Source organism: Prevotella sp. LMAG:51 (assembly GCF_008680225.1).
In the GTDB taxonomy this organism is placed as follows: domain Bacteria; phylum Bacteroidota; class Bacteroidia; order Bacteroidales; family Bacteroidaceae; genus Prevotella; species Prevotella pectinovora.
The window spans coordinates 1-21,506 of sequence record NZ_NALQ01000003.1 but is presented as its reverse complement, the minus strand read 5'-3'; the positions used below and the strand labels follow the sequence as shown (position 1 = coordinate 21,506).

Sequence of the window (21,506 nt, the reverse complement as noted above, 5' to 3'; positions counted from 1 at the left end):
TGGCATAGTAACTTGTTCCTTCTCTTTGGGAAGGTTAGGATGGGTTTGAGGTTATAATGGGTCTTGGTTTTGAATATCCTCACCAACCTTAGTTTTATCCCGGTTTTTGTCTCAAATCATATCATGGCTCTTGTCTAACCTCCATACGCTCTTGGACATATCCAAACCTGACAATCATTGTTTGCAAGGTTTAAAAGGCGAATCTCCTTGTCAACTCATCAACTTGTCTCCTCGTCAACTTGTATTACTTGTCCCTCAATATCGTGGCACGGATAATCCTTACATCCTCCAGCGGTCTGTCGTTGGCATCACGCTCAACGTGCTGGATGCGGTCAACCACATCCATACCTTCTACCACCTGACCGAACACCGTATAGGCTCCATCAAGATGTGGCGTGCCGCCCACGGTGGTATACACATCCTCCATCTCCTTCGTCATCCTGATACTGTCGCCGAAGAGTTTTTCCAGATTCTCACGTCCCCGCTGCAGTCCCTTCTCGCCCTGCCGTCTGCCGTAGACGATATAAAACTGCGTACTGCTCGACTCATGCTTCGGATTGACATCATCGGGTTCGCGGGCTGCCGCCAACGCACCGCGCTTATGGAAAATCTGAGGCAAACGGATCTCGGCCGGCAAGGTGTAGCCCAGTGAATGCTCGCCGAGCATTGCCCCCTTGGGAGCATTCTTGCTGGAAGGGTCGCCGCCCTGGATCATGAAATCGGGTATCACACGATGAAACAGTAGCGAGTCATAGAAATGGTCCTCTCTGATGAGTTTCAGAAAATTGTCACGATGAAGCGGTGTCTCGTTATACAGTTCCACCCGTATATTTCCCATCGTAGTCTCGATGAGCACCTCCGGACGCACATCATCCTTCACATTCTGGCCCTTGATGCCGACACAAATCGCAAACAGCGAAATAATCAATAGAATATTTTTCATATATCAATAGGTATTATTTAAAGTTTCGAATGTCAATGACCGACTATGAGGGATAAAACAGTAATTAGACCTTTAACGGAGTCTTATTTAAACCGCTTGCAGTCTTTCGTTTTGATAAGGCGCATTTTGCCGGTTTTTACTTATCCTTCATAATCCGCGACCACAAAGTTACACCTTTTTCCCAAATAGCCGAGGTATTCGTCATTATTTTTGGATTACAAGGCAACGTCGCCTCCTGTATCGACCATAATGTTCACCTTATCATATATCAAGAGGGAAAAAAGCGGAGACAAGGCGATATTGGCTAATAATTAGCCGAACCTAAAGGAAAATGAAGGGAAACAACCAATTTGTTGCAAAAAAACTAATTTTAACCGCCAAAATGTTGTGCGGTTTATAAAAAACCACTAATTTTGCTTATTGGTAAATAGCAAATAGCTCAAATGTTGTAAAAAATGCTATAAATGCCATATAGAAAGCACATTTTTAAGATAAAACATAATATTAGAACCAAATAGTAATTTATTCTTATGGAAAAGATAGACAGACTTGACAAAAAGATACTTAGTATCCTTTCTAAAAATGCAAGAATGCCGTTCAAAGACGTAGCGGCAGAATGTAACGTTTCACGTGCAGCCATCCATCAGCGTGTGCAGCATCTGACAGAGGACGGAGTAATAACGGGCAGCAAATTCGACGTTGACCCGAAGAGCCTCGGTTTCTCTACCTGTACTTATGTGGGTATCACCCTTCAGAAGGGTAGCATGTATAAGGCTGTTGTGGAGCAGCTGGAGCATATTCCGGAAATCGTGGAGTGCCACTTCACCACCGGTCCTTACACAATGCTCGTGAAGCTCTATGCCAAGGACAACGGACAGCTCATGGACCTGCTCAACAACCAGATGCAGGAGATTCCGGGAGTGGTGTCTACAGAGACGCTCATCTCTCTGGAGCAGAGCATCAAGAGAGAGATTCCTATCGCACCGAAAGATCTCGGAGAGGTGGGACCTCGCAGAAGAGCCAAGGCTCAATCTGTTGAGGATGATATTGATTAACGAGTTGACAAGTTAACAAGTTGACAAGTTGACGAGGAGATTGGATTGACAAACTGAAGAGTGGTTAACAGACAAGAAGTGGTAATTTCCTTGTCTACTCGTCTACATGTCTAGTAAAAAGGAGTAATCTACTCGTCTACTTGTCAACTAAAAAAAACACTTTCAAGACGTGGAACCATTTGATTTCCAGTCGCGCCTTAATGGGATATACAAGAGATATCCTGAAGGACGGAAAAAACCGGTGATAGGAATCACCGGAAACTTTGCAAACGGAAACGCTACACTCGCCGAGCCATACTATATGGCTGTGGTGAGGGCTGGCGGTGTGCCCGTAATCATACCTCCCGTCGATGACACCGACGTGATAATAAACACCCTTGATTCTATCGACGGACTGCTGCTCTCCGGCGGCGGCGACTTCAATCCGCTCTGGTGTGGAGAGGAGCCGGTGCCGCAACTGCATGGCATAAACTCACACCGCGACCTGCCGGAACTGCTCACCGTGGAACTGGCTTACAACAGACAGATTCCGATGCTCGGCATCTGCCGCGGCATACAGACACTCGCCATGGCACTGGGAGGAAAGGTGAGACAGGACATCGACTCCTGCAGAACCGACAATGCCGAAAGGAAGACCCAGACAAGGGTGAAACACGACCAGGATGCGGAATGGCGCGGCGAACCGACTCACTCGGTGAGGATAGAACCGGGAACCGTGCTCTACGACATATACCAGAGGGAGCGCATCTACGTGAATTCATTCCACCACCAGGCCGTGGGCAGCTGCGGCAGGAGGATGGAGACGTCGGCATGGGCAGAAGACGGGGTGATAGAGGCTGTGGAGAGCAGCGAACACAAGAGCATCCTCGGAGTGCAATGGCATCCGGAATGGCTCGGCGACGACGGACTGCCGCTCTTCAGATGGCTCGTGGAACGTGCCGCTGAATTCAACGAGGCAAAGGAACTGCACGACAAGGTGATGACAATCGACTCGCATTGCGACACACCGATGTTCTTCCCACAAGGAATACACTTCGACTGGAGAGACAGCCGCATCCTCGTTGACCTGCACAAGATGACAGACGGCAGACAAAGCGCCGTGACAATGGCGGCATATCTGCCACAGCCAAAACCGGGAGACACATTCGCCGAGATAGCACCGCTGCCGGCACAGACACCAACGGAATATGCCGACCTCATCTTCGACAAGATTGAAGACATAGTGAGGGCAAACGGCAAGTTCGTGTCGATAGCAAGGACTCCGGCTGACCTGTATGCCGACAAGCGCAACGGACGCAAATCCATAATGCTCGGCATAGAGAACGGACTGGCGCTGAACGGCGACATACGCAACGTGGAGCATTTCGCAAAGCGAGGAGTGGTGTATATCACTCTGTGTCACAACGGCGACAACGACATCTGCGACAGCGCACGACGCACGGAGAACACTCACGGCGGAGTGAGCCAGCTGGGAGAGCAGGTGATAAGGGAGATGAACCGCTGCGGACTGATGGTGGACCTCAGTCATGCCGGCGAACAGAGCTTCTACGATGCCCTCGACATCAGCGCCACACCGATAGTATGCAGCCACAGCAACAGCAAGGCTCTGTGTGACGTACCGCGAAACCTCACCGACGACCAGCTCGAAGCACTGGCGAGAAAGGGTGGCGTGGCGCAGATAACTCTATACAACGGATTTCTAAGAAACGACGAACAGGAGGCGAGCATCATCGACGCAATAGACCATTTGGAACATGCCATCGACATAATGGGCATCGACAGCGTGGGAATAGGAACAGACTTCGACGGCGACGGAGGGGTCTGCGGCATCGCCGACTCTTCGGAACTCATAAACTTCACCATCCAACTGCTCAGACGACGCTACTCTCATGCCGACATAGAAAAGATATGGGGCGGCAACTGGCTCAGGGTGATGGCTGAGGTGCAAAAAAGCAGAATACAATGAAACTCAGATTAACACATATCTTGCTGCCCATGGCGGCAATGCTACTCACTATGGCATCATGCAAAAGCAGCAAAAAGGCTGATGCCGAAACGGAGACGATGACCATGGTGGGACCTACATTCAATGCAGACTCGGCTTATGCCTTCTGTGCAAAACAGTGTGAGTTCGGACCACGAACGATGAACAGCGAAGCTCACGACAAGTGCGGCGAATGGATAGCGGCGAAATTCAGGGAATACGGATGCACGGTGACGGAGCAGAAGGCTGACCTGAAGGCTTTCGACGGCACGGTGCTCAAGAGCACCAACATCATAGCGAGCTACAAGCCAGAGCTGACCACAAGAATACTGCTCTGCGCCCACTGGGACTGCAGACCATGGGCTGACAACGACCCCGACAGCACTAACTGGCGCAAACCGGTGATGGGTGCCAACGACGCTGCGAGCGGCGTGGCGGTGATGCTCGAAGTGGCGCGCCTGATACAGAAGGCAGACTCGCTGCAGATGGGAGTGGACTTCGTATGCTTCGATGCCGAAGACTGGGGAGTGCCACAGTGGAGCGACGACCAAGACACCAACGGTGACTCCTGGGCTCTCGGTGCACAGTATTGGGCTGAGAATCCGCACAAACCGGGATATGAGGCTCGCTTCGGCATCCTGCTCGACATGGTGGGAGGCACTGGAGCACGCTTCTACCAGGAGGGATTCTCGAAGCAATACGCCCTGAACATCGTGGACAAAGTGTGGAAGGCTGCTGAAGTGGCAGGATATGAGTCGCTGTTCCCAAAGGCGGAAGGCGGATACATCACCGACGACCACGGACCGGTGAACGAAAAGGCGAGAATACCCACCATCGACATCATCGCATATTATCCAAACTGCCAGCAAAGTTCATTCGGACCCACATGGCACACCGTGACCGACACGATGGACAACATCGACAAGAACTCACTCAAGGCTGTGGGACAGACGGTGATACAGGTGCTGTTCTCAGAGAAATAAAGGGTATAACACACAGGGAACAAATGGTATCATTGCTCTAAAAGACAAAGAGTTTCCATACTCTGAAGACAAAGGGCATCAAGGCCCTGAAGACAAGGAGTGCAATACCATAAAGGAATAATCGGAATAAAAGAAATAAACAGTATCATAACTAAAAACGAAATAATCATGGACTTACTGAAAAAAGAATTTGCCTCTAGACTCATGAAGGTTAAGGCTATCAAGTTGCAACCAGAGAATCCATTCACTTGGGCTTCTGGCTGGAAATCTCCTTTCTATTGCGACAACCGCAAGACTCTGTCTTATCCGGACCTCCGCAACTACGTGAAACTGGAACTCGTGCACGCCGTGCTCGAGAACTTCCCTGAGGCAGAGGCCGTGGCCGGTGTGGCTACCGGCGCCATCGCACAGGGTGCTCTCGTGGCTGACGAGCTCAACCTGCCGTTCGTTTACGTGCGCAGCAAACCAAAGGATCACGGACTGGAGAACCTCATCGAGGGCGAGCTAAAACCTGGCATGAAGGTAGTGGTAGTGGAAGACCTCATCTCTACCGGCGGTTCATCGCTGAAGGCTGTAGAGGCAATACGCAAGAACTGCTGCGAAGTGGTAGGAATGGTAGCTTCTTACACCTACGGCTTCGACGTGGCAAAGAAGGCTTTCGAAGAGGCTGGAGTGAAGCTCATCACACTGACCGACTACGACCACGTGGTGGAGCAGGCAAAGGAGACAGGATATATCAAGCCAGAGCATGTGGAAGTGCTCAACGAATGGCGCAAGGACCCTGCTAACTGGATGAAGTTATGAGCAAGTTTGAAAGCAGCATCAAGCATATCCCATACCCTCAGACCGCCGTATATGCCATGCTCAGCGACCTGAGCAATCTGGAGAAAGTGCGCGACAAACTGCCTGAGGACAAGATAAAGGACCTCTCCTTCGACCGCGACAGCCTGAGCATCAGTGCTCCGATGGGAAGCGTGGCGATGAAAATCGTGGAGAGGGAAGAGCCCAAATGCATCAAGTTTGCCACCACAAACTCTCCGATTGCCGCCAACCTGTGGATACAGGTGGTGCCTGAGGGCGACGAGGCATGCAAGATGCGTCTCACCATAAAGGCCGACATCAACCCCTTTATCAAGGGAATGGTGTCGAAGCCGCTGCAGGAGGGACTGGAAAAGATTGCCGACGTGTTGGCAATGATACCATACAACAGCTGATTTCACACCAATGAACAAGCTCTGGGAAAAGAAAATCATAAGGGGTAAAGTGGCAGAGATGCTCCACGGCATCATTGCCCACTGCCCATGCCACAGACAGCGGCTGACGCTCTATGCCGGAGCGGCAGTCATGCTGCTGTCTGCCTGTGCCGACTCGGAATACAGCAACTATCCGTGTCACCTCGTCATCAACAACTCCACGATGCAGAACATGACTCTTGGCAGCGCGATGAACGCCATGTCGCCGGGTGTGTTCTGCAGGATATCAAGAGACGGCAAGACACGGTTCAAGTTTGAGACCAACCAAAACAGCGAACCGAGCTACGGAATGCTGACGGCGATAGACCAGAAGGCACAATGGACGATAGGCATATACAATGCCATCATCGTGGGATTCGGAAACCAGACGGGAAAATTCTATGCCTACGACAGCCAGTGCCGCAACTGCTATGAGAGTTCGGGACTGACTCGCTATGCCCTGACGATGAATACCGACGGCACGGCGACTTGCCGATACTGCCACAGGGTGTATGACATGAACAGCGGAGGAATTCTCATCAAAGGCGACAAAGGACGCGGAATGATAGAATACCGCGGCAATACCACCGGCACGTTTGGCATTCTGACTGTGAACAACTGACTTGGCCTTAACCCGAATCGGTAATTAGGGCTTTCCCTGATTGACCTCATTGCCGGATCGGGGAAAAAATATTAACCATTAAAAAAAGTATTATATGGCTTACACACGTATGACGGCGGCCGACGCAGCCGCATTAATCAAAAACGGCGACACGCTGGGAATGAGCGGATTCACGCCTGCCGGTTCGGCAAAGGCGGTAACGAGAGAACTGGCTGCAATCGCCACTGCCGAGCATGAAGCCGGCAGGGAGTTCAAGGTTAATATATTCACTGGAGCATCTACAGGAGAGAGCACCGACGGTGTGCTCACCGAGGCACACGCCATAAAATACCGTGCACCATATACCACAAACCCTTCGTTCCGCAAGAGCGTGAACAAGGGAGAGATATCCTACAACGACATACACCTGAGCCAGATGGCACAGGAGCTGCGCTACGGATTCTATGGTGACATAGACTGGGCTATCCTCGAAGTGTGCGACATCGAGGAGGGTACAGACACCTGCAAGGCGTATCTCACATCGGCAGGTGGCATCAGCCCTACCGTAGCGAGAATGGCAAAGCACGTGATTCTGGAACTGAACTCCTTCCACAGCAAGGACGCCAAGTTCATGCACGACGTATATGAGCCGCTCGATCCGCCAATGCGCCAGCCTATACCTATCATCAACGTGGGCGACCGCATCGGCAAGCCATACGTGGAAATCGACGCCAAGAAGATTGTGGGCGTAGTGGAGTGTGACCTCCCCGACGAGGCACGTGCCTTCAAGGACAGCGACCCTATTACTGACCAGATAGGACACAACGTGGCTGAATTCCTCGTAAACGACATGAAGCGTGGCATCATTCCTTCAACATTCCTCCCGCTGCAGAGCGGTGTGGGAAGCACGGCAAACGCCATCCTCGGCGCACTGGGCAAGCACAAGGAGGTGCCTGACTTCAATGTATACACTGAAGTGATGCAGGACAGCGTGGTGGAGATGATGCTTGAGGGCAGAGTGAAAGACGCATCGTCTTGCTCGCTCACGGTGTCTAACGAGTGTCTGAAGCAGGTTTACGACAACATGAACTATCTGAAAGACCACATCACGCTCCGCCCAAGTGAGATATCAAACTCGCCTGAGGTGATACGCCGACTGGGTGTGATTGCCATCAACACTGCCATCGAGGTGGACATCTACGGCAATGCTAACTCTACACACATCAGCGGAACTAAGATGATGAACGGTATCGGCGGAAGCGGCGACTTCGAACGCAACGCATACATCAGCATCTTCACCTGTCCGTCAACGGCAAAGGGTGGCTTGATAAGCAGCATAGTGCCGATGGTGAGCCATCAGGACCACTCTGAACACGACGTGAACGTGATCGTCACGGAGCAGGGCGTTGCCGACCTGCGTGGCAAGAGTCCGATAGAGCGTGCGCATCTCATAATAGAAAACTGTGCGCATCCTGACTACAGACCTATCCTGCGTGCTTACCTTGAGCATGCACAGATGGGACAGACACGCCACAACCTCGGAAAGGCCTTCGCCATGCATATCGCACTGGCTGAAAAGGGCGACATGCATCTGACGGAGATGTAATGGAAGAAGCTTATTTAACCCAAAACCGGTAGTCAGAGCTTGCTTGGATTTTGCTCTTAAAAGGCAAAAGACTGCAAGCAATTTAAATAAATACAAAAAAACGGTCTAATGACCGATTTGGGTTAAAACAATACTTATGAGTCTGGGTTCGGATATGGACTCAGGCTCATTTGCTTATATCCCCAAATCGGTTATTAGGGCTTGCCTGGATTTTGTATTTTTAGAAGAGTGGATTTTGTTTGGCTTTTAATGAGTAATAGCGAGCTATTGCGAATTAAAAACAGGCAAAAGACACCTTATAAAAAACAAAAGCCTGCAAGCAGTATATAAAAAAACAACAAACGGCCTAATGGCCGATTGGGGGTTATCCCCAAATCGGAGACCAAGCCGATTGGGGCAAACGAATATCCAAAAACAAATGAATATACTAAATTCTACTCTCACGGCGTTGTTGTTGGCAACGGCTGTGACTACCACACAAGCAAAGGAGAACGGCGTAGAAACACCCGGAAACACTTCTGCCGGGATGTTTGTCACGCAATCCGCTACAGGAGCAGGTCCTTCATGGGGATGCCATCCATGGAAGGGGAAACGGGTGGCATATTTCGGAGATTCCATCACCGACCCTAACCACAAGGCGGCAAACAGGAAATACTGGAGTCTGCTGCAGGAATGGCTCGGCATCACGCCATACGTATATGCCGTGAGCGGACGGCAATGGAACGACATTCCGCGACAGGCTGACAAGCTCAAGGCGGAGCATGGCAACGAGTTCGACGCCATACTGATTTTCATCGGCACCAACGACTTCAATGCCGGGGTACCTGTCGGAGAATGGTTCACCGAACAGGAAGAGGAGGTGATGGCTGGCATTCACGAGCAGAAACACATGGTGAAGAGAATGCGCAAGAGGATGTGCATGACGGATTCCACTTATTGCGGAAGGATAAACATAGCGCTTGACAAGGTGAAGAGGATGTTCCCCGGCAAACAGGTGGTTCTGGTGACTCCGATACACCGTGCGGGATTCTATCTGAAAGACACCAACTGGCAGCCTACGGAGGAATATCGCAACAAATGTGGTGAATATGTGAGCAGCTACGTGGAGTCGGTGAAGGAGGCCGGCAACATCTGGAGCCTTCCGGTAATCGACATGAACGCCCTATCCGGACTCTATCCTTTGATGGACGAACAGGCTGAATTTTTCAACAACAAAGATACCGACCGTCTGCATCCCAACAACGAGGGACATCGCCGCATGGCTCTAACGCTGATGTATCAGCTCGCCACCCTACCGGTGTTCTGACATAAACCCCAAACGGTCATTAGGCCATTTGGGGTTAAACTACTTGCTAACGACTTTCCACACTACAATCTACGGAACCCTCAATCACAGTCCTCTCTCCGCCCAGTCGCTGCGGTCGAGGTTGCGGTAGCTGATGGCTTCGGCGAGATGGTCTGACTGCACGTTTTCACATCCTTCAAGGTCGGCGATGGTACGGGCTACTTTCAGAATACGGTTGTATGCACGGGCTGACAAATTCAGACGCTCCATCGCCATACGCAGGAGGTTGATGCCTGTCTCGTCGGGTTCGGCATACTGGTGTATCATGCGCTCGGTCATCTGTGCGTTGCAATATACGCCAGGAATATCCTTGAAACGCTCTTCCTGACGGTGGCGCGCCTTGATGACACGGTCGCGGATGGCAGAACTCGGTTCGCCGGGCTGTGCCTTGGAGATATCCTTGAAGGGCACGGGAGTGATTTCCACCTGGATGTCGATGCGGTCGAGAAGCGGACCGCTGATCTTGTTCATATATCGCTGTATCTGACCGGGGGTGCAGACACAATGGTGTGTGGGGTCGTTGAAATATCCGCACGGACAGGGGTTCATGCTCGCCACGAACATGAATGAGCAGGGATATTCTATGGTGTATTTCGAACGGGCTATCGTTATCTTGCGGTCTTCGAGCGGCTGACGCAACACCTCGAGCGTTGCCTTGTTGAACTCCGGCAGCTCGTCGGCAAAGAGCACACCGTTGTGAGCGAGAGATATCTCTCCCGGCTGCGGATTCATGCCACCGCCAACGAGGGCGACCTGGGATATAGTGTGATGGGGCGACCGGAAGGGGCGCTGCGAGATGAGCGACATCCCTTTGCCGAGCTTTCCTGCCACGGAGTGTATCTGTGTGGTCTCCAAGCTCTCGGCAAGCGAGAGCGGAGGGAGGATAGAGGGCAGACGCTTTGCCATCATCGACTTTCCGCTTCCCGGCGGACCTATCATCACCATGTTGTGACCGCCGGCGGCAGCCACTTCCATGGCACGCTTCACGTTCTCCTGTCCGCGCACGTCGGCGAAATCGAGATCGAAATTAGACTGCTGTTCGTAGAATTCGCGCCTCGTGTCAATCCTCGTTGGTTCAAATTCTGCCGTGCCGTTGATGAAAGCGATTACATCGGCAAGACTGTCCATGCCATACACGTCGATATTGTTCACCACCGCCGCCTCACGGATGTTCTGGCGCGGCACGATGAGAGCCTTGAACTGCTCTTTCCTGGCACGGATGGCTATGGGCAGGGCACCGCGTACGGGCTGCAGCCTGCCGTCGAGACCAAGTTCTCCGACAAACATGTATTTGTCGAGATTCTCCGTCTCCACCTTCTCCATGGCGGCAAGGATACCTATCGCCAATGGCAGGTCGTAGCCACTGCCCTCCTTGCGAAGGTCGGCGGGAGCCATGTTCACCGTGATGTCGGCAACGGGGAATTTGTATCCGTTGTTGAGCAATGCCGCAACGATGCGGTCGTGGCTTTCCTTCACCGCCGTATCGGCGAGTCCTGACAGGTGGAACATGATTCCTCTGGTGAGGCTTATCTCTACCGTCACTGTGGTCACCTCAAGTCCGTTCACGGCGGCGCTGTATGTCTTTACGAGCATTAGTCTTCTGGTTTATGGGTAGTGAGTGTATTTATGTCTATTCTGTTGTATGCCTATCGGGGGCTATGCATTATCTGAGATAACGTTCTATCTCGTCTATCGGCACGCTGCGTGCCACCACCTTGCCGTCGGCCCCCACGATGATGTTATCGGGCACGGCATGCAGTCCGAGTTTCGAGAGAAGCTTGCTTTCAAAAAGCTGTTCGTCGCATACCGACGGATAAGTCAGCGATTCGTTCTTCATCACCCTGCTGCATATCTTGGCGCTGGCATCTACATTGATGCCCAGGGCAGCCACGCTGCCGCCGGCGTTGTTGATGACAGTGTTCACACGGCGCATCATGTTCTCGCTCTCGAAGCTCCACGAAGCCCATGTGAATATTATCGTTGTCTTGCCTCTGAATGTGGCATTGCTCACGGAATTGCCGTCGGTCGTAGTGGCATTGAATGCCGGCAGCATGTTTCCCTTGCATGAGGCGAGCAGCATGTCGATGTTGCGCTGCATCCTCACGAGTCCGCCGTTGTCAGGCTGGTTTATCAACGGAAGCAGCTCCTTGGCTTTCTTCACGTATTCGGTGTTTCCGCTGCATACGAAATATTTGTTCATCAGATATATTGCCACCTGCGACTTCGGATTGTCTTTGATGAAGGTCTCTGCCATCTTCACCGTTTCTGGCGGACTTGCAGATGCCACCGCCTGTCTGAAGTCGCTCATCAGCTCGTTGTCCTTTGTGCCGGTGGTTGTCATCTGCTTCAGGTGTGAGGCGTCCGCCTTTATGTCTACGCTCTTGCCGGGTTCGGCAAAGACGGGCTGCTCTGAGAAGTTGGGGAAGACGATCATCAGCGTTCCCTTCCTCTTGCATGGAATGTCGAGGGAGAATCGTCCGCCGTTCACCTTTATGGTGTCGATGCCGTTTGTCAGTCCGTCGTTGCTATACACATAGAGTTCTCCCTGGTTCATGTTTAGGAAGCGACCCTCAATGGTGAAGTATCCCTTTCTGCCGGAACAGGCAGTGAAGGCTATCGCCATGATGGTGATGAAGAAATAGAGTATGCGTTTCATTTTCTTGGAATAAAAAAAAGAGGAGGGTGTAGACAAACGATATGTTGCTTACATCCTCCTCTGTGTATGATCAGTTTATTATATTGTCATAGCGATGACCTTACTTGCTGACATTGATCAGCTCGAGGTCGTTTGCTGCGTATGAAGCCAGGCTTGGATCCTTCTGCAGCGCGCTCTTCAGATATGAAGAAGCAGCATCGTTGTTGCCCTGACGTGCGTTGGCGATAGCGAGCAGGTAGTCTGTCACGCCAGTCTTGTTCTTCACTCCGTTGAGAGTAGAGATAGCGCCAGCATAGTTCTTGTTCAGAATCTGTGCCAAAGCAGCGGTGTTGCTGTTCACACCGTTGAAGTTCTGCTCAGCCTGTGCATATTTGCCGTTGGCGATGTTGAGAGCACCGAGAGCCTTGTTCAGGTCGTTGGCGCCGGTAGCCTTGGCGATGTGGTTCTGTGCCTCTGCGGTGTTACCCTCGAGCAGAGCTACAAGACCCTTGTTGGCATTAGCCTCGGCAGCGTCGCTCTTTGCGTTTACAGCCTTTGCGAGATATTCCTTGGCAGCGTCGTTGTTACCCTTTGCAAACTCCAGAGCGGCAACGTTGTTGAATGCTCTGTTGTCGTTAGGATAGATCTCTGCTGTCTTCTTGTAGATAGCCTCCTTCTTGTCAGCGTTGTCCTCAAGAGCTGCAGCATAGAGAAGCTCGTCGGCGCTGAGCTTGGTTGGGTCAGCATTGTACTGCTCCTTGATCTGGTCGTCGCTGCGTCCGATTGTCTCGTAGTTGATGATGAGACGTGAACGGCGCAACTCCGGCAGGATACCGTCAGCGAGCTCACGGAAACCGGCAGACATGTTTCTGATCTGCTGCTCGCGCTCCTGTGGGTCCTGATACATAGAGAGCACGCGGAGGATTACGTCCTTGTCCTGGAGGTTAGACGCTGCAACAAGCTTCTGGAATCCGTCCCAGTCCTGTGCTGTATATCTTGCATCCACATCGGTGTTCACCTTTGTCTTCTTCAGAGTCTGCTTGACATACTTCTCTGATGTGTTCTGACGCTTGCTTGCGAGCTTGTCGTTGAACTTCACGCCACCCTCTGGAGAAGCGTAAGCTGCAACTTCCACGTTCTTGATGTTGAGTCCCTCTTTGTCGCGGTTGATCTTCTTGAGCATCTGAACGAACTCCTTCACTGAGTTGTTCTTCATCTCGCTCTTGCGCAGGTTAGCCTGGTTGATGAGGAACTTGATTTCTGCCTCCTGCTTCTGAGCCTTCACTCTCTGGAATGAGTCTGGGGCGATGCAGGCACCGTCGCTGGCGAGTGTCTTCTTGTAGAACTCTGATGTTGAGATAACGCCTGTGGCTACCTTAACTTCAGGCACGTTTACTTTCTTCTTGCCTACGTAAGCGTCGAAGATGAGATAGAGGTCGCTCTTCTGCATCTCCGGCACGTAGTCGAAGCTGGTGTTCATTGTGTAGTTTCCACCAACCTTATACTGGATTGTCTGGTTGTTGCCTGCCACTTTCTCTCCCTGGAAAGTAGCTCCGTTGCCCTTTGCTGTCTTGCCGTCGGCATAGCGCAGCTCTGGAGTTACGGTAACAACAGCCTTCTTCTTCATATACTTTTCCGGGAATTTGCCGTTGATTGTTGTTGGCACCTTACCTGCTTCTGTTTCGAGCGGGTTGGGATTAACACTAAAATTGTCAGCGCTCAATGCACCTAATTTAGATGAACATGAAGAAAGCGCGAGTAACGCTGCTGCTGACATGAACAATACTACATTCTTTTGCATACTGATAAAGATATAAAGAAAAGTTTTATAATTATAACGCTAAATGTGATATTAAATATGTGCCGCGAGCGGGACTCGAACCCGCACGGCCATTCCTGGCCAAGGGATTTTAAGTCCCTCGTGTCTACCAATTCCACCATTGCGGCATCTTCTGGAGCGGAAAACGGGACTCGGACCCGCGACCCCAACCTTGGCAAGGTTGTGCTCTACCAACTGAGCTATTTCCGCAAAAGCCTTGCAAAGATATAGGTATTTATCGAAATACACAAAAAACTAATCGCATTACCCCTGCTTATTTAGAGATTTTAACCCAAATCGGCCATTAGGGCTTGCTTGGATTTTGATTTTTTAGAAGAGTGGATTTTGTTTGGCTTTTAATGAGTAATAGCGAGCTATTGCGAATTAAAAACGGACAAAAGACACCTTATAAAAAGCAAAAGACTGCAAGCAGTCATAAAAAAATAAAGTAAAACGTCCTAATGACCGTTTTGGGTTTAACCCATTATTCAATAAAGTCACTTAACTTTCGCAAGTTTCAACTCGGAAACCATTGACAATACGATAAATAGACGTGGGCAACGGATTGGACAATTCCCAAACGGTCATTAACCGTCTATGGTAAATGCTTTATGAAGACAAAAATATGGAGTTGCTCCGACGGCGTACCGCCTTCACAACTCCATATTATCTATAAAGGAGATTTTTATCTCTGCGATATTACTTTACGAGCACTTTCTGTGTTGTGCCGTCAGACATCTTCACGAGGTTGATGCCCTTTACAGGAGCAGAAACCTGACGTCCGTCCATTGTGTAGCGAGCTACCTCAACAGCGTTTACATCATTGGTCTTAACACCCTTCACTGCTGTTACCCATGTCGGGAGCTTAGCCTTGGCACCGTTGACGATCTTCTTTGTAGTTGGATCGATAACGAAAGCGATGATGTTGAGCTGGTCCTTGTCGATAGCCGGCAGGAGAGTCTTGTTTGTAACAGGCATCTGGAGCTGGTATGTACCATCCACTGTACCCTCTGCAGGAACCTTGACGTTAGCACACTTGTTGAGTGTACGAACATAAGAGCTTGCTACGAGCACTTCGTTGAATGCGGGATAGTAGTAGATTGGCTCGTTGTAAAGGAACTGCATATCCTCTGGGAGAGACTCGTATGTGAACTGGCCTGCCTTCTTTGAGAAGCCGTTTGTCTGTGACCAGAGATTGCCCTCGCCCTTCACGTTGTCTGCTGTAACAGCGAATACGAGCTGGTATTCCTTTTCAGTCTGTGCCTCAACAGTGGCTGTTGCGTTGATAGTACCGTCATCTTCAGCACCCCACTCACCCTTTACAGTAAGTGAAGCTGCAGGAATCTTGGTGAGAAGAGCTGCGATATCGTCGCAGATGTTTGTCTCTGAACCATAATATGGGTCTATCTGGCTTCCGTTGCGGTTGAGTTTGCAACCAGGAGCACCCTGCCAACTGAGGTTAGCCCAGTTAGCTGTGTACATTGGGTCTGAGCGGTCATACTGGTGGATACCGATACCGATGAACTGGTCGCCGAAGGTCTTGGCAGCCTTCTCCATACCAACAATACCACGTGGGCAGAACTGACATGTAGAACCTGTGTATTCCTCCATAACTACAACAGGCTTGAAATCCTTTGCCATTGTCTCGTTCTTGCTCTTGATAGAAGTAACGGCAGCAGCGTTCTCAACATTGTTCACCTTTGTGATGTTCAGAGTGAAATCGTATTTGCCAGGAGCGGCAGCGCCTTCAATCTGAACAGGAATCTTCACGATAGTCTCAATAGTGTTTGCTGCGAGATCAACAGTCTGCTCTGCAGATGTGACACCATTCTGAGTATATGTATAAGAGTAGCTGCTCAGAGAGCCGTTGCATACATTCTGGAAGAGAACCTCAACGTTCTTTGTCTTGCCTACTACAGTCTGGAATTCATCCAACTGAACTGGAGAGAGGAAGTTGCCAGCCGGCTGTCCCTCAACGATGAGCTGAATACAGATGTTACCGAAGTCAGAGCCGAAGTTATACCATCCCTCACCGTTACCGCCTTTATTTGCTGGAACGTCGGTATAAATATAAAGAGGATTTCCTGTTACGCCCTCGTTGATGAGAGAGAGAGGATAGCACTCACTTGTGAAATAACCACCCTGCTTATCAGCCTTCTGGTTGTACTGGAATCCTGCGTAGAGAGCGGTGTTGGCAGGAATAGTGTAAGGAGCATCGAACATCACTGTGTTCCAGCCCGCATTTGAAGAAGTAACGTCCTTGCTCAAGAGGACCTCATCGCCAAATCCTACGCCCTGGCTTGTGAACTCACAATCACCGAGCATCACTTTAGATACCAAGTTAGAAGCCAGGACGGCATATCTGATACCTACAACCTTCATACCCACGAAAGGCTTGAGGAAATCAGCACTCATTGCTGTGACTGCCTTACATCTCTCATAAGCTCCTAAATTAGCGATACCCAAACCAGACTGACCGAAATTGTCTGATGAGTAATAACCGAGATAACGCTGACCGTCAGCAAGGGCTTTTCTTGGCGATGCCTTGACAGCCACCTTTGCAGGTGCGGTGTTGCGCTCCAGCTTCAATGCTCCATTCACCTGTGCGAAAGTGAATGTAGACATGAGAAGAGCAACCATAGAAAGTAAAACTTTTTTCATGTTCTATTAAATTTAATTGTTATTGAATATTTCCGGATGATTATTTTATAACAGTCTTCACTGTCTTGCCGTTAGAATACTTGATGAAGTTCAAGCCCTTCTGCAGGTTGTTGATCTGCTGACCGTTTGCATTGTAGAATGCTACTGCCTTCGCACCGTCGTTGGAAACGCCGTTAATGCTTGCTGGGTCATTGTAGATGAAGTTTACAGTGATCTTAGGACCGTTGGCTCTGAGGACCTTGGTAGGAACAAACTGACCCGGAGCAAGTGCCTCCTCATAGATCTTCAACTGGAAAGAAGCAGTGCAAGAACCATATGCCTCAGCATACCATTCTGTATTGAGACTGTGCTTTGCCTTTGCCTGGATAGGCTCTGAAGGATTGGTTGTAAATTCTTCAGGCTCAGACTTATTATAGCAGTTCATAGGGAAGCAGCAACTCAAAGAACCACTGCTTATTGCAGTAATATTAACCTGTGCAGCTGTATACACCGGCTCGTCTGTAAGATTCTCTACAAAGATTCCAGGCTTGATTTCAAAGCCTCCAGGGGTCTCCTCTGGATCTGTAGGAGCAAAGTTTACGGTTGCGCCGTCAGCGATTACATTGCCGTCAGCGTCAACGAACTGCAGGGTAGTGAGGTCTGTCTCCACCTCATCTTCCTCCTGCGCATAGACTGTAGTGAAAGCCATGAGGCTCAAACCAGCCAACAAAAGGGTCTTTAATGATTTCATATTTTTCTTTTTTTGATTTTAATCGGTTTTGTATTTGATGCGCCCCGAGCGACCTGTCGGCTCAAAGCATATATGGAAGTCCGGAATTTCCGGACTCCCTGAGGATAAATTACTTTGTCAACAATGACTGTGGCTTGATTGCCTTCTTGGTCACCTGCTCCACGTTGTGGTTGTCGGCACCGTTTACGAAAGCCACTACACTGACGTTATCGGCATTCCATTCCTCCGGCAGAGTGTAGGTGTAGCTCTTCTCGCTTTTCACACCCTCTTTCACGGAGATTGCATCACCCCATGCGTCAGCGGTAACGTTGGCACGGAACACGTGGTTGTGGATATAGTCGTAGTTATATCCGCTCTGGTCCTTCTGATAAGCCTTCACGCCGTCTTCGAGCAGCCATACGGTGAGCTTGCCGTCGGTGTTGCCGTCTGTGCCGTAAGCCTCAACGTTGATAGTGAGCTGACGAGAAGCCTCGTCGTAAGTATTTGTCAAGTTGAGCGAAAGCTTGGCTTCCTTCTGCAGCTCAATAGCCACGGCTGCTCCCCACTTGGTATAGTCGGAGAGCACTACAGAACGGTTGATAGTAGCAGTAGGCTGTGTTGTCACGCCCCATGCGTTATAGTATGTATCAGCGATGTCGGTCTTGAGACCTACATATTTCTTGCTGCCCTTGAATCCGAGCGGACCGCTGTGCATACCAACAGCGATGATGTGATCCTCGCCATACTGCTTGAGGAGACCTTCGATGATTTCAGTTCCGTTAGGGCAGTAAACACAGTTCTGGCCTGTGAAGTCCTCGATGAGCACGGCACGGTTTACTGATGCAGGCTTAACGTATTCGAAGCGCTCGTTCTCGTCGATGTCAGAACATGCCGTGAAGAGAGCCGCAACGGCAACTACTGCCGAGCTATATAGAATATTCTTTAGTTTCATGAGATTTAGAAGTTATAGTTATACGACAATGTTACGCCCTTGCTTGCTGGCACATAGCGGCAGACGCCACCAGTACAGTTGAATCCGGCGCGTGTACGTCCGTAACCCACCTGCAGGCGATGTGCACCATAGTTGAATGTCACGGATCCCATATAATAGTGGTGCTTTGTCTCACCGGCATTGTAGAGGTCAGATACAGTGAACATCCAGTTAGGAAGTACAGAGAGCTCGAGCAGTCCGCTGATCCAGTCGCCCTGTGCGCCGTTTGAGTTCCACTTGAAGATCTGATAGTCCTTGCCGTCAGAAGACTTCATATACTGAGCCTCACCGCGGAGAGTCATCTTGCGAGTCATCTTCCACTTAGCGTCAGCGATGAAGATGTGGTTGAGCACGTCGCCGACGTGTGCACCGTCTTCACGCTCGATTGCCGTGAGCACGTCGTTGTTGTAATACTGGTTCATATACATGAAGTTGAGCTTGAAGTCACGGCTGTACTTCTGCTCATACTGGATGTTGAAGTCGCGGTAGAACGACTTGCCTATCTTCCAGAATGCCGAACCATAACCATTTGAGCCATATCCGTATCCGTCATAGTGAGGACCCTTGCTGAAGTTCTTGTCGATGTCGAACACGTGAGAATAGTTGAGCTTGAAGCTTGGAGCGTATCTGCCCTTGAACTTGTATCCGATTTCTCCCTGGAAAGCCCACTCGCCGTCGGAGCGTGTGGCATAAGGATAGAGAGCTGCGAGGGTGTATGTCTGCTCCATTGTGAATGCAGGCAGGTTGTTAATGTTCGACGAGAGTCCTGTCACGCTGCGTGCGCTGCGGAATCCCATGTTGTCAGAACGCTTTGCCTGAGCCAGCACGCTGAATCCATTGCGTGAGTAAGAAGCAGAGAGCATTCCTACGCGGCCGGTACGGTAGACATACTTGTTCTCGAATGATGGGTCCTGGGTCTTCCACGCATATTCAGCGAGGAATGAGAAATCGCCGGTCTGCAGGTTGGCACGCACGTCGAATGCGTTTACCGTTGACGGGAACTTGAGCTTGTATGAAGCTCCGGGCACCATCACATTGTCTTCGTCGGCAGACTCATACTTGTTCACCCACGATGCACCGAGTGTGAGGTATGTATTATTCTCCTGGAAGCCACGGAACCACTGGTCGAGGCTGAGCTCCAGGTCACCGCCTGTCACCCATGCGTCGTTCCACTTCCAGTAGTGGCGCTGCTTTCCTGAGAGTGCCTTGATCTGAACACCCTTTGCAGGGCGCAGCACGAGCTTGCCTCCGAGCAGCGAGTTGTCGATACCGAGACTTCTCTCCTCGTATGTGCGGAGGATGAAGCCCGAACCGAACTGCTCATAAAAAGTACCGAGCGTAAGGTCGAATTTGTCGAAGTGTGTCTTGATATAGAAGTTTGGCACGCCCCATCCCTTGAAGCTCTTGTCTGTGTCGGCATAACCTGGCAGCGGATGCTTTGTGAACTCGAAACGGAGTCCGGCATCGAGGTGGTTGCTACGTGCCGCAATATCGGCATAGGTATTAGTAAGAGCCCACTCGTTGTATTTCTTTGCCCCGATTTCGGTATCCTCCTGAGGAATGATGACATCGCTCTGGATACTACCGCTTACAACGAACTTGTCGTCGTTGTTCTCCTGTGCCGTCGCTGTTGTCGTGGCGGCGAGGGCTGCTGCGAGTGAGAAAAATAGAATTGGTCTCATTTGAGATTGTCTTTTATAAGTTAATAAGGTATATAGAAGAAGCGCCCAGGCTTCTGCCATTATCAAAAAAAAGGATTAAAAGCATCATGCCATGGAAATCCCTTCCATAACATAATGCTTATGAAATTTCTTTATTACTTGATGAGTTCTCTCACCTTCTCTATCAGCTCCTGCTCGGCACCCTCGGTGTAGCCGTTGTGCTTGAACACCACCTTGCCTTCACCGTCGCAGATGATAACGAATGGAATCATCTCGCCACCGAACGACTTGCGGAACTCGCTGTTGGAGTCGAGGAGTACCTCGTATGGCCATCCGTGCTGGTTAACGAGAGGCTTCACCTTGTTGGCGTTCTGTGCCTTGTCGATGGAAACAGCATAGAGCTTCACGCCAGTCTCTGCCACCCAGTCCTCGTAAACCTCGCCGATAGCGCTGAGCTCACGGTTACATGGCTTGCACCATGTGGCAAAGAATGAGATGATAAACGGTTTTCCGTCGTTGCTGAGAGTAGAGGTGTCAACTGTCTTGCCCTCGATGTTCTTCAGCTTGAACGATGGAAGCTGTGCGCTCGCGTTCTCCACAACAGCGAAGAGGAGCATTGCCAAAACGAGCAGACTCTTGCTCATCTTGCTCAGATTCAATATACAATTCTTTCTCATGAGTATGATATTTAATCGATTATTAATAACATGTATTGTGTATTTCGTGGCAAAATTAATTTTTATATTGTTTACTCCCAAATAAAAAACAAGAAAAATAAAGAAAATGGCTCGATTATTTAACAAATGACGCAATTTCGGGGTTTGTTTCATTATTATGTGATATTTATACACTTATTATCATGACAATAAGTGCATCTTCATTGAATGGAAGAAGACACATGGCTAAAGTCGGCATTAACCGCGAAATCGGTCACCTGACGGAAATAGCTGATTGTCGGGAAACATGCTCTTTATATCAATATAAAAGAATACAGGAAATCATACATATAATATATAATGTGAAGGGGATATATAATGTAGAGGTGGGGTATATAATTAATGTGAGGAGGATATATATTGTGTGGGGGATATATATTGTGTGGGGGATATATATTGTGAGGAGGATATATATTGTGAGGGGGATATAAACACTACAATAAATCAAGACGGACTGATCATTACAGACTTGACTGCTTCGTATTCTCAATGGCATATCCATTCGTATTCTCGATGGTATATCCAGTGATTGCTGATGATTTGTAAAATTATATTCAATACTATA

18 protein-coding genes and 2 tRNA genes are annotated in these 21,506 nt (G+C 49.9%); 9 read left to right on the top strand and 11 right to left on the bottom strand.

Annotated elements, in window-relative coordinates; all coding sequences use genetic code 11:
• Window positions 1-244 precede the first annotated feature (244 nt).
• Window positions 245-943, bottom strand: coding sequence for a peptidylprolyl isomerase (locus CCC32_RS00290; protein ID WP_287071370.1), 699 nt, complete (start codon window positions 941-943; stop codon window positions 245-247).
• 530 nt (window positions 944-1,473) lie between these two features.
• Here CCC32_RS00290 and CCC32_RS00285 point away from each other — a divergent pair.
• The 8 genes from CCC32_RS00285 to CCC32_RS00250 all read left to right on the top strand — a co-directional run bounded on the left by CCC32_RS00285 (window position 1,474) and on the right by CCC32_RS00250 (window position 9,710).
• On the top strand, window positions 1,474-1,998 hold the full coding sequence (locus CCC32_RS00285; RefSeq protein ID WP_022317159.1) for an Lrp/AsnC family transcriptional regulator: 525 nt from the start codon (window positions 1,474-1,476) through the stop codon (window positions 1,996-1,998).
• Window positions 1,999-2,167: 169 nt separating this feature from the next.
• Window positions 2,168-3,964 carry a membrane dipeptidase gene (locus CCC32_RS00280; RefSeq protein WP_287071367.1) on the top strand — a complete coding sequence of 599 codons (1,797 nt, stop codon included), beginning with the start codon at window positions 2,168-2,170 and terminating at the stop codon, window positions 3,962-3,964.
• Window positions 3,965-4,014: 50 nt separating this feature from the next.
• A complete protein-coding gene (locus CCC32_RS00275; protein WP_231560833.1) occupies window positions 4,015-4,965 on the top strand; it encodes a M28 family peptidase in 951 nt (316 codons plus the stop codon).
• A gap of 168 nt (window positions 4,966-5,133) precedes the next feature.
• Window positions 5,134-5,769: an orotate phosphoribosyltransferase gene (pyrE, locus tag CCC32_RS00270; RefSeq protein WP_042520285.1), complete on the top strand. Its 636-nt coding sequence runs from the start codon at window positions 5,134-5,136 to the stop codon at window positions 5,767-5,769.
• Window positions 5,766-6,179 (top strand): SRPBCC family protein, encoded by a 414-nt coding sequence (locus CCC32_RS00265; RefSeq protein ID WP_022317155.1) that lies wholly within the window; start codon window positions 5,766-5,768, stop codon window positions 6,177-6,179. The genes pyrE and CCC32_RS00265 overlap by 4 nt, the downstream gene beginning before the upstream one ends.
• Before the next feature lie 10 nt (window positions 6,180-6,189).
• Window positions 6,190-6,819, top strand: coding sequence for a hypothetical protein (locus CCC32_RS00260; RefSeq protein ID WP_052484681.1), 630 nt, complete (start codon window positions 6,190-6,192; stop codon window positions 6,817-6,819).
• Window positions 6,820-6,913: 94 nt separating this feature from the next.
• Window positions 6,914-8,404 (top strand): butyryl-CoA:acetate CoA transferase, encoded by a 1,491-nt coding sequence (locus tag CCC32_RS00255; protein WP_022317153.1) that lies wholly within the window; start codon window positions 6,914-6,916, stop codon window positions 8,402-8,404.
• Between the two features lie 526 nt (window positions 8,405-8,930).
• Complete coding sequence (locus tag CCC32_RS00250; protein WP_502705597.1) at window positions 8,931-9,710, top strand: SGNH/GDSL hydrolase family protein; 780 nt, start codon at window positions 8,931-8,933, stop codon at window positions 9,708-9,710.
• An 84-nt stretch (window positions 9,711-9,794) separates the two neighbouring features.
• Here CCC32_RS00250 and CCC32_RS00245 read toward each other — a convergent pair whose 3' ends face one another.
• From CCC32_RS00245 to CCC32_RS00200, 10 genes are all read right to left on the bottom strand, one after another.
• Window positions 9,795-11,342 carry a YifB family Mg chelatase-like AAA ATPase gene (locus CCC32_RS00245; RefSeq protein ID WP_042520287.1) on the bottom strand — a complete coding sequence of 516 codons (1,548 nt, stop codon included), beginning with the start codon at window positions 11,340-11,342 and terminating at the stop codon, window positions 9,795-9,797.
• Between the two features lie 70 nt (window positions 11,343-11,412).
• Window positions 11,413-12,405, bottom strand: a complete 993-nt coding sequence (locus tag CCC32_RS00240; protein WP_042520288.1) for a TlpA disulfide reductase family protein — start codon at window positions 12,403-12,405, stop codon at window positions 11,413-11,415.
• 100 nt (window positions 12,406-12,505) lie between these two features.
• On the bottom strand, window positions 12,506-14,185 hold the full coding sequence (locus CCC32_RS00235; RefSeq protein WP_287071357.1) for a tetratricopeptide repeat protein: 1,680 nt from the start codon (window positions 14,183-14,185) through the stop codon (window positions 12,506-12,508).
• A 60-nt stretch (window positions 14,186-14,245) separates the two neighbouring features.
• Window positions 14,246-14,331 (bottom strand) — tRNA-Leu (locus CCC32_RS00230).
• Between the two features lie 6 nt (window positions 14,332-14,337).
• A tRNA-Gly gene (locus tag CCC32_RS00225) sits at window positions 14,338-14,413 on the bottom strand.
• Window positions 14,414-14,902: 489 nt separating this feature from the next.
• Window positions 14,903-16,864, bottom strand: a complete 1,962-nt coding sequence (locus CCC32_RS00220; protein ID WP_287071356.1) for a hypothetical protein — start codon at window positions 16,862-16,864, stop codon at window positions 14,903-14,905.
• Window positions 16,865-16,904: 40 nt separating this feature from the next.
• Window positions 16,905-17,594 carry a hypothetical protein gene (locus CCC32_RS00215; RefSeq protein WP_287071355.1) on the bottom strand — a complete coding sequence of 230 codons (690 nt, stop codon included), beginning with the start codon at window positions 17,592-17,594 and terminating at the stop codon, window positions 16,905-16,907.
• A 109-nt stretch (window positions 17,595-17,703) separates the two neighbouring features.
• A complete protein-coding gene (locus tag CCC32_RS00210; protein ID WP_022316108.1) occupies window positions 17,704-18,525 on the bottom strand; it encodes an Omp28 family outer membrane lipoprotein in 822 nt (273 codons plus the stop codon).
• Between the two features lie 5 nt (window positions 18,526-18,530).
• On the bottom strand, window positions 18,531-20,246 hold the full coding sequence (locus CCC32_RS00205; RefSeq protein WP_044072099.1) for a DUF6029 family protein: 1,716 nt from the start codon (window positions 20,244-20,246) through the stop codon (window positions 18,531-18,533).
• 134 nt (window positions 20,247-20,380) lie between these two features.
• Window positions 20,381-20,869: a TlpA family protein disulfide reductase gene (locus CCC32_RS00200; RefSeq protein WP_042520312.1), complete on the bottom strand. Its 489-nt coding sequence runs from the start codon at window positions 20,867-20,869 to the stop codon at window positions 20,381-20,383.
• Window positions 20,870-21,084: 215 nt separating this feature from the next.
• On the opposite strand from CCC32_RS00200, the gene CCC32_RS00195 reads away from it, so the two are divergent.
• Entirely contained in the window at window positions 21,085-21,372 is a 288-nt protein-coding gene (locus tag CCC32_RS00195) for a hypothetical protein (RefSeq protein WP_287071353.1), read from the top strand.
• Window positions 21,373-21,506: the final 134 nt, after the last annotated feature.

Coding starts and splice junctions, on each gene's coding strand:
- CCC32_RS00290 (WP_287071370.1), bottom strand. CDS start 943: ATGAAAAATATTCTATTGATTATTTCGCTGTTTGCGATTTGTGTCGGC.
- CCC32_RS00285 (WP_022317159.1), top strand. CDS start 1,474: ATGGAAAAGATAGACAGACTTGACAAAAAGATACTTAGTATCCTTTCT.
- CCC32_RS00275 (WP_231560833.1), top strand. CDS start 4,015: ATGGCATCATGCAAAAGCAGCAAAAAGGCTGATGCCGAAACGGAGACG.
- pyrE (WP_042520285.1), top strand. CDS start 5,134: ATGGACTTACTGAAAAAAGAATTTGCCTCTAGACTCATGAAGGTTAAG.
- CCC32_RS00265 (WP_022317155.1), top strand. CDS start 5,766: ATGAGCAAGTTTGAAAGCAGCATCAAGCATATCCCATACCCTCAGACC.
- CCC32_RS00260 (WP_052484681.1), top strand. CDS start 6,190: ATGAACAAGCTCTGGGAAAAGAAAATCATAAGGGGTAAAGTGGCAGAG.
- CCC32_RS00255 (WP_022317153.1), top strand. CDS start 6,914: ATGGCTTACACACGTATGACGGCGGCCGACGCAGCCGCATTAATCAAA.
- CCC32_RS00250 (WP_502705597.1), top strand. CDS start 8,931: ATGTTTGTCACGCAATCCGCTACAGGAGCAGGTCCTTCATGGGGATGC.
- CCC32_RS00245 (WP_042520287.1), bottom strand. CDS start 11,342: ATGCTCGTAAAGACATACAGCGCCGCCGTGAACGGACTTGAGGTGACC.
- CCC32_RS00240 (WP_042520288.1), bottom strand. CDS start 12,405: ATGAAACGCATACTCTATTTCTTCATCACCATCATGGCGATAGCCTTC.
- CCC32_RS00235 (WP_287071357.1), bottom strand. CDS start 14,185: ATGCAAAAGAATGTAGTATTGTTCATGTCAGCAGCAGCGTTACTCGCG.
- CCC32_RS00220 (WP_287071356.1), bottom strand. CDS start 16,864: ATGAAAAAAGTTTTACTTTCTATGGTTGCTCTTCTCATGTCTACATTC.
- CCC32_RS00215 (WP_287071355.1), bottom strand. CDS start 17,594: ATGAAATCATTAAAGACCCTTTTGTTGGCTGGTTTGAGCCTCATGGCT.
- CCC32_RS00210 (WP_022316108.1), bottom strand. CDS start 18,525: ATGAAACTAAAGAATATTCTATATAGCTCGGCAGTAGTTGCCGTTGCG.
- CCC32_RS00205 (WP_044072099.1), bottom strand. CDS start 20,246: ATGAGACCAATTCTATTTTTCTCACTCGCAGCAGCCCTCGCCGCCACG.
- CCC32_RS00200 (WP_042520312.1), bottom strand. CDS start 20,869: ATGAGCAAGAGTCTGCTCGTTTTGGCAATGCTCCTCTTCGCTGTTGTG.
- CCC32_RS00195 (WP_287071353.1), top strand. CDS start 21,085: ATGACAATAAGTGCATCTTCATTGAATGGAAGAAGACACATGGCTAAA.